The organism is Microcystis sp. BLCC-F209, from assembly GCF_041928595.1.
Taxonomy (GTDB): Bacteria; Cyanobacteriota; Cyanobacteriia; order Cyanobacteriales; family Microcystaceae; genus Microcystis.
In genome coordinates, this window is sequence record NZ_JBHFLL010000062.1 from 1 (window position 1) to 14,546 (window position 14,546).

Here is a 14,546-nt window from a genome sequence, read left to right on the forward strand (position 1 = left end):
TATTCCTCCCATCGAGAGCTATTCTGAATTGTAAGTTATAACTATTATAATCTCATTTCTCTTTGTGATCAAGTTGAAGATTTTCTAGTTTTTGACTGCTATAAGTATTAATACTCATTGCATAAGTGAGATGCTCCCGACCAGTATTGAGGTTAGTTATGCCTAAGCTGCCACGAATCTCTAGTGGGGAGGCAATTAGATCTCTTGAACGCTTAGGCTTCGAGCAAGTTCGTCAAACAGGTAGCCATGTTGTGATGAAGAAAGAAACCGAAGAGGGCAAAATCGGTTGTGTTGTCCCTGTACATCAGGAATTGAAGGTTGGTACATTAAGTGGAATTCTGAAACAAGCCCAAGTCACAGTTGAAGAGTTCATTGAACATCTATAAGGTCTGACAAATCAATGCACTCGACGTGATCCCAAAAATATTTAGTCCCCCCAGAGAACCCCCTTTGTCCACATAGCACACTTTTCTTTTTTTGTCAAATTTTATGTTAAGAAATGTGTAACTAATGGATAGGGGGACTGTCAAAGATTAACCGTCTTCGTATTCGGGGATTCTTTCCTTTTTCTTCTCGGTGATATTGATCCGGGGGGGATTGTAATCCGGTTCCACGTCATCATCCCACATATCATCCTCGGCCTTATCTTGGTAATCGTCGTACTGAGGACGAGAAAAGCTTTCTGCGCGTTCTGAGCGAGCTTCTCCCCAGTTATCTTCTTCTTCCTCGTATTCTTCCTCATAATAACGAGCCTCGGCCCGTTTTTGCGGTGGGGGAGTGGCACGCAGGGGTTCTTTTTCCCATTCATCCTCACTCCAGCGTTCCTCAACGGGTTTAGCGGCCTCCACGGGGGTGCGGAGGGGAATGCCCGTACCTAACTGATTTTCTGGACGAGCAGCGGGGGTATAATAAGCTTCTTCCTCTTCTCTTTCCCAGGGGGGACGACCAATACCCAAACGTTCCAAAACCCCCACACTAACCTGCGTGAGACGTTCCTCGGCCCCTTCAAAGACGATTAAGCGATTCGGACCGCTGCTAACCACTTCTTCAATAGAAATTTCGTAGGTACTGATCAATTGTTCGGGGATAAGAGGCAATCCCAGGGAAGCGATGACAATGGAATGTAATTGACCACTAAGGGGATCAAATTGATAATCGCGGACTTTGCCTAAAGGTTCGCCGGTTTCCGTGATCACGTCACTACCGATTAAGGGAGTATAAGCATCGATATCGACGGATTCCAAGACGTTATCATCTTCAACGAGAACCACGTCTCCCGTCTGACTGATGCTCGATAAATACATATATTGAGGCATTCCCGACAGGGAGAGGATATTATCGCGGAGTCCCAGGGCAACCACTTCTCGTTGATCGATATCTACAAGAATATCTTTAACAACGCCGAGTTTTTTGCCTGTATTGCGAGTGATAACCTGTGTATTTAAAAATTCTGAACGTAAGCGACTATTCTCTGTGATCATTTTTTCCTATGGGTAGGCGTTAGGGCGTGGGAATACGAATTAGTGTAGGCTTAATATATAGGGCGAGATCGGGGGTTAATTTACCGATATTAGCTTAGATCTTAAAGTTCCCTGAGATTAACACTTTTTTTGGCCTTGTTTGGGCGATAGTTTGGGGTGATAGATAGGGTTAAACCCATTTTAGCTAATTCTTTACATTTTTTTAGTAACAACAAAACAGGAGCTAGAGAGAAACTCCCTTGGCTCCTGCTGTCTAGATTTTGATTACATAGTTAAAGACTGCACCTCAGTTTCGATCAGTTTAGCCAAGTCTTGCAGGAAGGAGGCCGCATCGGCCCCGTAGATGACTCGGTGGTCACTGGTGAGATTAACCGTCATCTGTTTTTGCACTCCGAATAAACCATCTTTATTGACGACGATTTGGGGACGGGAAGCACCCACGGCTAGGATCGCGCCTTGGTTGGGGGGTAAGATAGCCGTAAAGCGATCGACTCCGAACATTCCCAGATTAGAAATGGTAAAAGTACCGCTATTATATTCTTCCGGTTGCAGTTGTTTACTGCGGGCGCGATCGACTAAATCTTTCCAACTGCGGGAGAGGGAATAGATATCCATCTGGTTAGCAGAGCGCAAAACCGGCGTAATTAAGCCACCATCGGGCATAGCTACGGCGACAGCGACGTTAATCGCCCCGTGGTATTGAATTCCTGCGTCGCTATAGCAGGCATTAACGATCGGATGTTTAGCGAGGGTGTTGGCCACCGCTTTTGCTAACAGGGCCGTCATGGTGACACCCTTGGATTTTAGCTGTTGATAGAGTTGATCCAGTGGGTCGGTGGTGATAGTGTAGCCCACTTGGAAGGTGGGAACCTGTAGGCTAACCGACATATTCTGGGCGACGGCTTTTTGTAGAGTGGTAAGGGGAACAGTCCGGCCGACTGGGGCGCTGGTTGGAATCGGGGCTTTAGGAGCCGCTACAGGGACGCTGACGGGTTGCGGGGGAGTAATGACAGGAGCGGGGGCGGTGCTGACTTTTCCTGTCGATTTTTCTACGTCTTCGGCGGTAATTCGTCCGTGGGGACCGCTACCCACTAGGGTTTTCAGATCCACCTTTAATTCTTTAGCCAGTTTTTTGGCCCTGGGAGAGGCGACTAAACGGCCATTATCTTTAACGACGGCGACGGGGATCGAAACGGGAGGCGGAGCGATTTCTGGGGTCTCTACGGGCTTGCTAGGGGCGACTGCGGCGGTTTTTCCCTGAGCTTTGGCCAGTTCAATTTCCGCTTCAGTTTCGGCGATATAGGCGATCGCTTCCCCCACGGGTGCTTCCTGGCCAGCTTCGACTAAAATTACAGCGAGATAGCCATCATAAAACGATTCTACGTCCATGTCGGCTTTGTCGGATTCGACCACTAACACCGTTTCCCCTTTGCTGACTTTTTCCCCGGGGGACTTCACCCAAGAAACTATTTTTCCTTCGGTCATGGTGGAACTGAGCGCGGGCATGAAGATATCTCGAATCATGGTGGAGTGCTTCTATCTCTAATGTTTTGAGCCATAGCGCATTTTACCACAGTTGATGGGGTTGGGGGTGTGGGGAAGTGGGGTGTGGGAATTATAAATTATGAATTATGAATTGGGGTGTGGGGTGTGGGGAGAATAAATAAAATAATCTCCTATCTCCTGACTTCTGACTCCTGACGACCGCCTCCTGACTCCTGACTCCCGAATACTGATAACTGGTGACAGAGAGAAAAAGAGAAGGGAAAACGGCCCCTTCTCCGTCGTATCTAGACAAAATTTGTTCTAGTTGGCAATATAGACCGGTTGTGCTTGCAGAGATTCGACTAAACCGCGCACGGCTGCCACCATGGCCACTTCATTATCCAATTGATTGATCGCCGAACCCACACCGATACCGGCCGCTCCAGCAGCGATCGCCATAGGAGCGGTAACGCTGGATAAACCGGAAGCGCAGAGGACGGGAACCTTAACCGCATGGGAAATAGCGTGGGCTGCCGCTAAAGTCGGGGCGGCTTTTTCAATCAGTCCCAAAATACCGGCGTGACGGGGTTGACTGCTAGTGCCGCCTTCGGTTTGAATGATATCGGCACCCTGACTAACTAAAGCTTCTGCTAGTCTCACCTGTTCATCGAGGGGTAGGAAATGGGGAACTGTCACAGACAGGGTAATTTCGGGCAGTAAGTCGCGAGTTTGACGGGTGAGGGCTAAAACTTCCGCCGCTTCAAAAATGCGTCCTTGGGCATAAAAACTATCGAAATTACCGATCTCAATTAAATCTGCTCCTGCATCCACTGCCATCACCAACAATTCTGGTTCAACGGCCGATACACACACGGGTAAATTTGTCAAGGCTTTTACTGCCCGAATTAGGTCAGCATTAGCGGCAATATCGACGAAAGTTGCTCCTCCGGCTGTAGCAGCTTTAACTACTGAGAGAACCTGCGAGCGATCGAAATTATTTAACCCACTGATCACTTTCAGGGCATGACGACGGGCGAAGGCTTGCTGTAAGGCAAAATTGATCATTAATCTACACCTATCTGGAATTCTCAAAAAACATTTTCCCACCTTCTCGCCGATAAGAGGGTGGGATTTGAGAATTCTTAGGGAAATTTTCTTTAATTTAGGTGTTGATTCTCTTGGTTTTTACGCTTGAGGTTTTGCAGTTGTTGCAGCAGTACCTCGATTTCCGCTTCCAGATGCAGGTATTTAACCTGTTGGTCAGCCTGGTAGGTGGTGCGAATCTGTTTCATGGCGGACGATTCCTTTGTTAGTACAGTTGTCATAGCGGTATCTATAGAGTGCTAATTATGTTTAATTGTTTCAATTTGTGTATTGTACCTTAACAATGTCTTAAAGAAAACCTTTTTATGGTAGTTTCTCAACTGGCACAGGATGAAAGAGGGGAAAAATTCTTGCAACCAAAGGGATCGTAGTGCGATATACTCAGTCGCGAACGATATTGGCAAGCATGACCATGGTAGCGGTAGCAATTTTAGCGGCGGGTAAGGGAACCCGAATGAAGTCCAGCCTTCCGAAAGTTTTACATCCCCTCGGCAGTCGCTCGCTAGTGGAACGGGTGCTTAATGTCAGCGAATCCTTACATCCCCAGCGAAAACTGGTAATTATCGGTTATCAGGGAGAACAGGTGCGAAATACTCTACAGCATCTTGCGGATATCGAATTTGTCGAACAAAAGGAACAGTTAGGCACTGGCCATGCTATTCAGCAGTTAATCCCCCATTTAGAGGACTTTCAGGGGGATTTGTTGGTCTTAAATGGCGATGTTCCCCTGTTGCGTCCTGAAACCTTGCAAAATCTTCTCCAGATTCATCAAGACCATGGTAACGCTGCCACCCTCTTAACTGCTAACCTCCCTAACCCGAAAGGTTACGGTCGAGTTTTTTGTGATGGCAATAATCTCGTTAAGGAGATTGTGGAAGAAAGAGACTGTACCGATGGCCAACGACAAAACCACCGGATTAATGGGGGTATATACTGCTTTAATTGGTCAAAATTAGCGGATATACTGCCTAATTTAACGCCCAATAACGATCAAGGTGAGTATTATCTCACGGATGTGGTCAATTTTCTCGATCCCGTCATGGCTGTGGATGTGGAGGATTGTTTAGAAATTAGCGGCATTAACGATCGCAAACAATTGGCCGCCGCCTATGATATCCTGCAAACTAGAGTCAAAGATGATTGGATGGCCGCTGGAGTCACCATTATTGACCCCGATAGTGTCACCATTGAGGATACTGTCACCCTCAGTGCCGATGTGATTATTGAACCCCAAACCCATCTGCGCGGCAAGACGATAATTGCTTCCGGTTGTCGTATAGGTCCTGGGAGTTTAATCGAAAATAGTCAGATAGGCAGCGATGTGACGGTCTTATTTTCGGTTATTTCTGATAGTCAGGTGGATTCTGGTTGTCGTATTGGTCCCTATGCTCATTTGCGTGGAGAAGCGAAAATTGGGGCTAATTGTCGAGTCGGTAATTTTGTTGAAATTAAAAAAAGTGACATCGGCAATAAAACCAATATTGCCCATTTATCCTATCTGGGAGATGCCACTTTAGGGGAAAAAGTTAACGTGGGTGCGGGAACCATTACTGCTAATTACGATGGCGTGAAAAAACACCAAACTATGATCGGCAGTGGCACAAAAACTGGCGCAAATAGTGTTCTAGTAGCTCCTCTAGAATTAGGAAAAAATGTCACCGTGGCCGCTGGTTCAACTATCACTAAAAATGTCCCCGATAACGCTTTAGTTATTGCTCGCGAAAGTCAGCGTGTGATCGAAAATTGGCCAAATCAGTTTCAGTAGGTTATGGCAGTTATCAGTTATCAGTTATCAGTTATCAGTTCACTGTTTACTGTTCACTGATGCTGATTAAGGCGTTAAATTTGCGCGATGAAGCATGAAATGCTATAAAAATCTCAGTCCTCCCTATAGAAAAGAGTAGAAACTTTATGGCACGCACCGAGTCCACAATGTTAGATCTGGGGACAAAAGCTCCCAGTTTTGCCTTACCCGATGTGGTTTCGGGTGAAACTATTTCTCTGGACAGCTTTGCGGCTAAAACCGCTCTGTTAGTCATCTTCCTCTGTGAACATTGTCCCTTTGTTAAACACATTCAAGAAGAACTTACCCGTCTAGGTCGCGATTATGCTAACACCAATCTGGGCATCCTCGCCATTAGTTCTAATGACGTGGAGAAATATCCCGATGATTCGCCCGAAAATTTGAAAAAAATGGCGATAACTCTTGACTTTAAATTCAATTTATGCTATGACGAAAGCCAAGAAGTGGCGAAAGCTTACACAGCAGCCTGTACTCCGGATTTTTTCCTCTTTGATAGTCAGCGCATTCTAGTCTATCGCGGTCAATTGGATGATAGTCGTCCTAGTAATGGCGTACCGGTGACAGGCAAAGATCTCCGCACCGCTATTGACAAGGTTTTAGCCGGTCAACCGGTGCCGACGAACCAAAAACCCAGTTTAGGCTGTAATATCAAATGGAAACCGGGTAATGAGCCACCCTATTATGGTTAATTAACGAAGGGTGTAGGGTGTGGGGAAGTGGGGAAGCTGTCTCATCACCCTATCGCCCCAAAACCGTATCACCCTATCTCCTATCTCCTAACGACCGACTCCTAACCCCACCAACAAACTTTTTGCCGCAAACCCTACCTATGAGACTATTTCAAGAGCGTAACCGATTGCTGTGCTAATAGGGCAGTACCATAGGCCGCTTGATCCTGTTGAGATAAAAGCACGGGAACCCCTAAATGACGCTGACGAATTATTCTCCAAGTCGGATTTTTTGCCCCACCACCCGCACTATAAACTCGCTCTAATTTATTGGCTCCCAATGCCTGTAAACGCTGATAACCTAAAGCTTCAATGCGAGCAATACTTTCTAGTAAACCATGCAAAAATTCTAGAGGATTATCGGGGCGGGGAGTCAGTTTTGCGGGTAAAAAAGGATCATTAATGGGAAAGCGCTCGCCAGCTTTTAGGAGGGGATAATAATCTAAATTACTTTCTTTTTGTCCATCTATTGCTAAACTATAATTTCTCAATTCTTGATCAGAAAAAAACTTCTTTAACACCGCTCCTCCCGTATTCGATGCCCCACCGGTTAACCACAAATTTCCTAAGCGATGACTATAGATGCCATAGTTACTATCATCAACTCTCTGGCTACTTAATAATTTTAAAACTAAAGTTGAACCTAAAGATGTCACTGCAGCCCCTAAAGAATTAGCACCACTGGCTAAAAATGCCGCTATGCTGTCGGTGGTTCCCGTATAAATTAAACAATCTTTCGGGATAGCAAAACAAGTCACTAAATCTGGTTTAATAGTATCGATCGCTGTACCCGGGGCAAAAATTTGCGGTAATAAATTAAACATCGGTAAATTCTCTAACCAATGGGGATAACAGAGATTTTCGAGATCATAACCTAACTTTAAGGCATTGTGATAATCACTAATTCCCAGTTTACCGTGCAGCAGAAATGCTAACCAATCCGCTTGCGAGAGAAAATAACGCGCTTGGGAAAAAATTTCTTGCTGACTCCACCAAAATAATTTGGCTAAACTGGAGGTGGCACTAATCACGGGATGGTGAGGGGGTGCAATGGCTTTAATTGCTTCTAAAAACCCAATTCCTCGCCCGTCATTGTATAATATGGCCTCAGAAAGAGGATTACCCCAATTATCACATAATAACACCGTCGAGGAAGTACCATTAATCGCGATCGATTTAAGTTCTGAACGCACCGAATCCCCTAGATTATCCAATAAATAAAATAGGGACTTTTGCCAATCCTGAAAATTGGCATTAGTGAAGGGATAATGAACCTCAGCGACGATATTTTTGCTAGAATCAATAGCAATCGCTCGCGCTCCCGACGTGCCAAAATCAATACCTAAAGATAAACCCATAGATGTCTTCACAACCCCCTCATTCTGGCTACCATTGGGATGGTATCACTCCTCGATTCTTTGAAGGTTGGTACTTCCGAGTCATGATTCCGCAATTAGCCGACGGATTCGCCTTTATGTATTCTATTCAAGACCCAAGCGGCGGTCAAGTCAATAGCGGCGGAGCGGTGCAAATTTTAGCCATAGAATCTGATTATCTTTGTCGCACTTTTCCCGATACGGATAAATTTTGGGCAAGTCGTCAGCAATTAGCCATTATCCATTGGGGAAAAACTAACTTAAAAACCCGTCCCTGTCTGCTTTCCCCGTCAGATTTTTTTGAGTCTATTCGAGAAGGTTATCAAGCAACGGCACACCAGCAGCAAGGACGAATTTATGATCCTGTCACCGGAGAAATCTGTCAATGGGATTATCACGTTGAAACTAGGTACAGTTGGGGAGATAAAAAGCGTCCACCCCAAGCAACAGCAGGAATATTATCTTATTTACCGATTTTTGACCCGGGTTGGCAGATTTTAACTGCTCATGCTTTAGCAACGGGAATGATTACCCATCGGGGAAAAAATTACCAATTTGAGAATGTACCTTTTTATAGCGAGAAAAATTGGGGTTATTCTTTCCCGGAAAAGTGGTTTTGGATTAATTGTAATGCTTTCCCTGAAAATCCCGATTTAACCTTAACCGCAGTGGGTTCTACCCGGAAAGTTCTTAACTGGACGGAATCGGTAGGAATTATCGGTATTCACTGGCAAAATCGCTTTTATAAGTTTGATATCTGGAATTCTCAACTAACTTGGACAGTGCAACCCTGGGGATACTGGGAAATGAGGGCAAGCAACGAGAATTATACCATTGTCTTAATCGGCATCAGTGATCATCCTCCCGATCGCGTGCGTGTACCCACGGAAAAAGGTCTCTGTTTTGCTTGTCAAGATACCCTCAAAGGTAAATTATCGATAAAATTGGCTGATAGTCGCGGTAAAACCATTATAGATGCCTCTAGTGGTCTAGCTGGTCTCGAAATTGGCGGTATTTGGCCATCAGCTTGGATAAAACAGTGAGTTAAATCACCATGGTGACGGCATAATATCACCCTATTCTTGATCGTTCGGTATTAAAATGGGGTCAGTTTTTGAGTACCCAAAAATTGTTTTATGAACCGACCTTCTCTTAATTTTGTTGAGCAATTAGTGATAGCAGAAGTGCAGGAACAGCTGGGGAGTTTACCGGCTTCTTTTGGCGAATATCTCCCAGAGATTAAAATCGATCAAATCATTAATAATGCTATCCAAATTCTGCCCCGTAGCCTCAAAACTTTGGGAGAGAAATATCACGATAACCACACCCGAAGATTAAGAATAAAAATTGCTGTAGAAAGAGCGATCACTGATAGGCTGCATGAGCTAAAATTTTATTATGTAGCGCAGACAGAAGTGGAAGATGAAGACAATATTCCCACAAAACCATATTCTGAAAGGTGGGATAGCAGTTATTTTAATGGCTAGGTGGAAAGTCTCCCTTTTCAGGAGTTAGAAGCTAGTATTTAGAGGATAATACCTCATCAGTTTATGCTTTATTGCTATAAAAAACTTTATAAATCTCTCCTCAGAAACCGAATCGGTCGCTGAGTCTGGTTGAAAAATTATTTTAAAGTCAAAAAATAGGCTTTTTTAGTTAAGTTTTAGAGAGGTAAATTTTGGTATTTTTTTAATAATAATTTAGGGTTTGCTGCAAAAAGTAGGTGCGAAGCATTCGGAGTCTATATTTCACATTTATTCAGCCAACCCTAATTAATAATACTTTTCAAAAATAATGGCACAGATGATTAATAGCCATCACCTCACTTTTAACCTTGAGAGCTAAGGGCTGCCCAAGTCAAAAGTAGAGTAGAAAGTATCAAAGAACATCCCTTACATGATATCGGCGAGACTTGGAAACTATTTACATCAAATTAGTTACCCGATAGAACCACCTTAAGCCGTCTTGCACACTTGGCTCTTTTTGTCAAATTTTATGTTAAGAAATATGTGAATAATAGATAGGGGGGGGGAAGCGGACAATTTTTAACACCTACCTAATTAAAAATTACGATGGCGTTTGCATAATTATTCCTGTTTGTTCAGCCACTGGTGAGGTAAAATCCTAAGAGTCACTGATAATTGCTAATTGTCAGTATTTCTGTATAAGTGCGTAAAAGCTGATAGGATAACGAACGGAAAAAATATAAGTAGGTGGGTGGAATTAAATATAAAATGAACGTAGGTTGGGTTGAAGCATGAAACCCAACGCCCGCATGGGTTACGCTACCGCTAACCCATCCTACAAATAATTGTGCCTACCTACTTAGCTTGTCAAGGTGCGACAAATCGCTATAATCATCCCGACCACTGGTCTTTTTTTGGAGTTGATCGAACCATGCTGCAAGGATGGATTCAAATCGCGCTCACGATCCTGATAATCGTGGCAATCACCCCCTTTTTCGGGCGGTATATGGCTAGGGTTTTTATGGAACAGAGAACCCTACTCGACCCACTGTGCGATCGAGCCGAGAGTCTTCTTTACAGCTTCGTCGGGGTGAAAAGGAAAGAGAATATGACCGGCTGGCAGTACCTCTGCGCCCTTCTCTACAGTAATGCGGTAATAGCAATTCTGGTTTTTTCCCTGATTGCCGGCCAAGGAGTCCTTCCCCTCAACCCGACGGCGATCCCCGCCCCCACTTGGGACACCACGCTACATACAACGATTTCCTTTATCACCAACAGCGACCAACAGCATTATTCCGGAGAAACCACCCTCAGCTATGGGAGTCAGATCTGGGGACTCGGCTACCAGATGTTCACCTCGGCCGGAACCGGTCTAGCGGTGGCGATCGCCTTTATTCGGGGACTGACGGGGCGACCGTTGGGCAATTTCTACGTGGATCTGATCCGAGCGATCACCCGTATCCTCTTACCGATCTCGATCGTGGGAGCAATTGCCCTGATCATCGCCGGAGTCCCGGAAACCCTCGCGGGCCCGGCGATCTTGCCGACGCTAGAAAACCCCAACCTCAGTCAGGCGATCGCCCGCGGTCCAGTGGCCCACTTCGAGATTATTAAGGAATTGGGAGAAAACGGCGGCGGCTTTTTTGCCAGCAACTCAGCCCACCCCTTTGAAAACCCGAACGGATTCGTCAATCTGGTGCAGTTGGTAGCGATTCTCTCGATTCCCACCTCCCTGATCTATACCTACGGGGTTTTCGCCGATAATCTCAAGCAAGCTCGGTTAATCTATCTAATTCCCCTCGGTATCTTCATCGGCTTTACGATCATCACAGCGATCGGGGAATATAACGGCAACCAGGCGGTTAACTCGCTGCTAGGGGTTGATCGAGCGGTTAACTTCGAGGGTAAAGAAGTACGCTTCGGTTGGGCGCAATCGGCCCTGTACGCGGTAACTACCACGGCCACCATGTGCGGTGCTGTGATCGCCATGCACGATTCCTTGATGCCGAACGGCGGCTTCGCCACCCTCTCGAATCTGTTCCTGCAAATCGTCTTCGGCGGCCAGGGAACCGGCACAGCCTACCTGTTCGCCTATCTGATCCTAGCGGTATTCGTCACCGGGCTAATGGTGGGAAGAACCCCCGAATTGTTCGGGCGCAAAATCGAGAAGCGGGAAGTGGTGTTAGCGAGTTTTTTAATTCTGCTGGTTCACCCGATCGCCATCCTCATCCCCGGAGCGATCGCCCTTGCCTTTCCCGACTTTCAGGGCATCAGTAACCCCGGCTTTCACGGATTATCTCAAGTTATCTACGAGTACGCTTCCGCCGCCGCCAATAACGGGTCGGGATTCGAGGGACTGGGGGACTCCCAACCCGCGCCGCTTGCGATCGCGGCTGGTGCCAAACCGACGATTACCGCTCTCTGGTGGAATCTGAGCGCCTGCTTCAGTTTACTCGCCGGACGGTATATCCCGATCGCTGCCCTGCTCTTGTTAGCCGATGGGATGTCCCGCAAACAACCGGTTCCTGCCACCACCGGAACCCTCCGCACCGATACTGGACTCTTTACCGGCGTGACGGCGGGGGTGATTTTAATTCTCGGTGCGCTCACTTTCTTCCCGATATTGGCCCTCGGGCCGATTGCGGAAGCCTTTCAAATCACCCGGATGATCGGCTAGGAGTTGGGATAATTTATGAGAACGAACAAAGGAAATTCTAAATCCTCCCGCCCGTTGCGAGTGCCGAGAGGTCGCCGGGACGACCGCCACCACACCCCCAAGGTCAACCGGACCGGTCTCTATCAAAGCGCGATCCGGCAGTCCTTCCTCAAACTCGACCCGCGCATCGCCGTGCGTAACCCGGTCCTGTTCGTGGTCTGGTTAGGAACGATCGTCACGGCCTTGGTGACGATCGACCCGCATCTATTCGGCACGATCGCAGGGGATAGGGGACAACAACGGCTACTTAACGGCATCATCACCCTGATCCTCTTCTTCACGGTGCTGTTCGCCAACTTCGCCGAGGCGATCGCCGAGGGACGGGGAAAAGCCCAGGCCGATGCCCTGCGCTCCACCCGCAGCGACACGATCGCCCGGAAAATCCTTGCCGACGGCTCGATCGAGTCGGTCAGTTCCACGGCCTTGGGTCGGGGCGATCGGGTAAAACTGGTGGCTGGGGACGTGATTCCCGCCGACGGGGAAGTGATCGAGGGAATCGGTTCGGTGGATGAATCGGCGATCACCGGAGAATCGGCCCCCGTCCTCAAACAACCCGGCACTGACATCGCCAGTTCCGTCACCGGTGGCACCAGGCTTCTCTCGGACGAGTTGACAGTACGGATCACTCAAGATCCCGGCCGGGGTTTTATCGATCGCATGATCTCCCTTGTGGAAGGGGCCGAGCGCAGGAAAACCCCCAACGAGATCGCGCTGACGGTACTTCTGGCCGTGTTAACCCAAGTCTTTTTAATTGTCGTGGCCACGATTCCCTCGATCGGGAACTATATCGCCGGTTTCTTGGAAACGAGCCTCGGGCCGGCGGTTGCGGATACTTTTCGGGCCGGCTCCAGTATCGCCATCTTGATCTCCCTCCTCGTCGCTCTCATTCCCACGACGATCGGCGGTTTATTGAGCGCGATCGGCATCGCTGGGATGGATCGTGTGGCTCAGTTTAATGTCATCGCCACCTCCGGGCGCGCGGTGGAAGCCTGCGGCGACGTGAATACCCTCCTTCTCGACAAAACGGGAACGATCACCCTCGGCAACCGACTGGCTGACGAATTTATCCCCGTGAACGGTCATAACCTCGAGGAATTAGCCCGCATCTGTCTAGCGGCCAGCCTTTTCGACGAAACCCCAGAAGGACGCTCGATCATTGCCTTAGCCCGGAATTTGGGCGCGAACCTCGATATCGATGGCCAACCCGGCGAGGGAATCGAATTCTCCGCTCGTACCCGCATGAGCGGCACCGATAGGGCCGGCGAGGAATACCGTAAGGGAGCCGTAGAAGCGATTAAAGGTTTCGTCCGTTCCCGCGGTGGTTCTGTTCCCCAGACCCTCGATGAGGCACAGGAAAGGGTTTCCCGTTTGGGGGGAACTCCCCTGGCCGTCTGTCGGGGTAACGATATCTACGGGGTTATTTATCTCAAAGACATCGTGAAACCTGGATTAAAAGAGCGTTTCGACCAATTACGGCGCATGGGTGTGAGAACGATCATGCTCACCGGCGACAACCAGATCACGGCGGCGGTGATCGCGGCGGAGGCGGGGGTGGATGATTTTATCGCCGAGGCCACCCCAGAAGATAAGATCGAGGTGATCCGTCGCGAGCAAGCCAAGGGCAAGTTAGTTGCCATGACGGGAGACGGAACCAATGACGCACCGGCACTGGCCCAGGCTAATGTCGGTGTGGCGATGAACTCCGGAACCCAAGCGGCGAAGGAGGCGGCCAATATGGTGGATCTCGATTCCGACCCGACCAAGCTGATCGATTTAGTAACCATCGGCAAACAGTTATTAATTACCCGCGGCGCCCTGACCACGTTTTCGGTGGCTAACGATATCGCTAAGTATTTCGCCATTATCCCGACGATTTTCGCCGCCGCCGGGATCGGTGCTTTAAACATTATGGGTTTGAAAAGCGCTCAATCGGCGATCGTCTCGGCCCTGATCTACAATGCCCTGATTATCCCCGTTTTGATTCCCCTAGCACTTAAAGGCGTTCAATTTCGCCCGCTCACTGCTGACCAACTATTGCGGCGCAATATCCTCATCTACGGGGTAGGAGGCGTGATCGCGCCGTTTATTGCTATTAAGATTATTGATGAGATAATTTCAGCGATCGGGTTGAGGTAATGGGAAAATCTGCCATATTTCGGGATTTTACCCAAAAAGAAAGATGGGGTAAAAATCAATTTAACTCCTCATTTCCAGCTTCTTTGTGCGCTTACTTGGATGGGAAAGGACTGAAAAATGTATATCTGAAACTTGACGAAAATTTAAAAATTCAACCGACGGAGTTAAGTACAAAAGAGTTATACGGTCTAGCTCCCGATTCCGATAATTTATTTTACGCTTTCGAGAGTCAATTTAGAGGAGGGAGCAA

At 47.6% G+C, this 14,546-nt stretch carries 12 protein-coding genes and 1 pseudogene; 8 read left to right on the top strand and 5 right to left on the bottom strand.

The window, feature by feature from the left end; genetic code table 11:
- Positions 1–158 precede the first annotated feature (158 nt).
- Positions 159–386 (top strand): type II toxin-antitoxin system HicA family toxin, encoded by a 228-nt coding sequence (locus tag ACE1AQ_RS03910; RefSeq protein WP_008199586.1) that lies wholly within the window; start codon positions 159–161, stop codon positions 384–386.
- A 147-nt stretch (positions 387–533) separates the two neighbouring features.
- Here the strand turns inward: ACE1AQ_RS03910 and ACE1AQ_RS03915 are convergent, their stop codons facing one another.
- The 4 genes from ACE1AQ_RS03915 to ACE1AQ_RS03930 all read right to left on the bottom strand — a co-directional run bounded on the left by ACE1AQ_RS03915 (position 534) and on the right by ACE1AQ_RS03930 (position 4,291).
- Positions 534–1,481, bottom strand: coding sequence for a PRC-barrel domain-containing protein (locus ACE1AQ_RS03915; RefSeq protein WP_110545902.1), 948 nt, complete (start codon positions 1,479–1,481; stop codon positions 534–536).
- A gap of 264 nt (positions 1,482–1,745) precedes the next feature.
- A complete protein-coding gene (locus tag ACE1AQ_RS03920) occupies positions 1,746–3,005 on the bottom strand; it encodes a dihydrolipoamide acetyltransferase family protein (RefSeq protein ID WP_002801702.1) in 1,260 nt (419 codons plus the stop codon).
- A gap of 282 nt (positions 3,006–3,287) precedes the next feature.
- Positions 3,288–4,031, bottom strand: a complete 744-nt coding sequence (locus ACE1AQ_RS03925) for a DUF561 domain-containing protein (protein ID WP_008199580.1) — start codon at positions 4,029–4,031, stop codon at positions 3,288–3,290.
- A gap of 92 nt (positions 4,032–4,123) precedes the next feature.
- Positions 4,124–4,291 (bottom strand): hypothetical protein, encoded by a 168-nt coding sequence (locus ACE1AQ_RS03930; RefSeq protein ID WP_002756735.1) that lies wholly within the window; start codon positions 4,289–4,291, stop codon positions 4,124–4,126.
- 191 nt (positions 4,292–4,482) lie between these two features.
- Between ACE1AQ_RS03930 and glmU the strand changes: the two genes are divergently transcribed.
- Both glmU and ACE1AQ_RS03940 read left to right on the top strand, forming a co-directional pair.
- Entirely contained in the window at positions 4,483–5,835 is a 1,353-nt protein-coding gene (gene glmU, locus ACE1AQ_RS03935; RefSeq protein ID WP_008199576.1) for a bifunctional UDP-N-acetylglucosamine diphosphorylase/glucosamine-1-phosphate N-acetyltransferase GlmU, read from the top strand.
- Positions 5,836–5,981: 146 nt separating this feature from the next.
- The gene (locus ACE1AQ_RS03940) at positions 5,982–6,563 is read left to right on the top strand and encodes a thioredoxin family protein (RefSeq protein WP_008199574.1); all 582 of its coding nucleotides are present in this window, start codon (positions 5,982–5,984) and stop codon (positions 6,561–6,563) included.
- 146 nt (positions 6,564–6,709) lie between these two features.
- On the opposite strand, the gene ACE1AQ_RS03945 is transcribed toward ACE1AQ_RS03940, so the two are convergent.
- Complete coding sequence (locus ACE1AQ_RS03945; RefSeq protein ID WP_008199573.1) at positions 6,710–7,960, bottom strand: FGGY-family carbohydrate kinase; 1,251 nt, start codon at positions 7,958–7,960, stop codon at positions 6,710–6,712.
- Positions 7,961–7,962: 2 nt separating this feature from the next.
- On the opposite strand from ACE1AQ_RS03945, the gene ACE1AQ_RS03950 reads away from it, so the two are divergent.
- From ACE1AQ_RS03950 to ACE1AQ_RS03970, 5 genes and pseudogenes are all read left to right on the top strand, one after another.
- Positions 7,963–9,021, top strand: a complete 1,059-nt coding sequence (locus ACE1AQ_RS03950; RefSeq protein WP_110545903.1) for a tocopherol cyclase family protein — start codon at positions 7,963–7,965, stop codon at positions 9,019–9,021.
- 93 nt (positions 9,022–9,114) lie between these two features.
- Positions 9,115–9,465 carry a hypothetical protein gene (locus tag ACE1AQ_RS03955; protein WP_008199569.1) on the top strand — a complete coding sequence of 117 codons (351 nt, stop codon included), beginning with the start codon at positions 9,115–9,117 and terminating at the stop codon, positions 9,463–9,465.
- 910 nt (positions 9,466–10,375) lie between these two features.
- Positions 10,376–12,121 (top strand): potassium-transporting ATPase subunit KdpA, encoded by a 1,746-nt coding sequence (kdpA, locus tag ACE1AQ_RS03960; RefSeq protein WP_110545906.1) that lies wholly within the window; start codon positions 10,376–10,378, stop codon positions 12,119–12,121.
- A 15-nt stretch (positions 12,122–12,136) separates the two neighbouring features.
- Entirely contained in the window at positions 12,137–14,296 is a 2,160-nt protein-coding gene (gene kdpB, locus ACE1AQ_RS03965) for a potassium-transporting ATPase subunit KdpB (RefSeq protein ID WP_110545904.1), read from the top strand.
- Positions 14,296–14,541 (top strand): annotated as a pseudogene (locus ACE1AQ_RS03970) (HindVP family restriction endonuclease); the annotation flags it as partial. The gene kdpB and the pseudogene ACE1AQ_RS03970, both read left to right, overlap by 1 nt.
- Positions 14,542–14,546: the final 5 nt, after the last annotated feature.

What these genes read in the sequence shown, in the direction of transcription:
- ACE1AQ_RS03910 (WP_008199586.1), top strand. Translation starts at nt 159, where the DNA reads ATGCCTAAGCTGCCACGAATCTCTAGTGGGGAGGCAATTAGATCTCTT.
- ACE1AQ_RS03915 (WP_110545902.1), bottom strand. Translation starts at nt 1,481, where the DNA reads ATGATCACAGAGAATAGTCGCTTACGTTCAGAATTTTTAAATACACAG.
- ACE1AQ_RS03920 (WP_002801702.1), bottom strand. Translation starts at nt 3,005, where the DNA reads ATGATTCGAGATATCTTCATGCCCGCGCTCAGTTCCACCATGACCGAA.
- ACE1AQ_RS03925 (WP_008199580.1), bottom strand. Translation starts at nt 4,031, where the DNA reads ATGATCAATTTTGCCTTACAGCAAGCCTTCGCCCGTCGTCATGCCCTG.
- ACE1AQ_RS03930 (WP_002756735.1), bottom strand. Translation starts at nt 4,291, where the DNA reads ATGACAACTGTACTAACAAAGGAATCGTCCGCCATGAAACAGATTCGC.
- glmU (WP_008199576.1), top strand. Translation starts at nt 4,483, where the DNA reads ATGGTAGCGGTAGCAATTTTAGCGGCGGGTAAGGGAACCCGAATGAAG.
- ACE1AQ_RS03940 (WP_008199574.1), top strand. Translation starts at nt 5,982, where the DNA reads ATGGCACGCACCGAGTCCACAATGTTAGATCTGGGGACAAAAGCTCCC.
- ACE1AQ_RS03945 (WP_008199573.1), bottom strand. Translation starts at nt 7,960, where the DNA reads ATGGGTTTATCTTTAGGTATTGATTTTGGCACGTCGGGAGCGCGAGCG.
- ACE1AQ_RS03950 (WP_110545903.1), top strand. Translation starts at nt 7,963, where the DNA reads ATGTCTTCACAACCCCCTCATTCTGGCTACCATTGGGATGGTATCACT.
- ACE1AQ_RS03955 (WP_008199569.1), top strand. Translation starts at nt 9,115, where the DNA reads ATGAACCGACCTTCTCTTAATTTTGTTGAGCAATTAGTGATAGCAGAA.
- kdpA (WP_110545906.1), top strand. Translation starts at nt 10,376, where the DNA reads ATGCTGCAAGGATGGATTCAAATCGCGCTCACGATCCTGATAATCGTG.
- kdpB (WP_110545904.1), top strand. Translation starts at nt 12,137, where the DNA reads ATGAGAACGAACAAAGGAAATTCTAAATCCTCCCGCCCGTTGCGAGTG.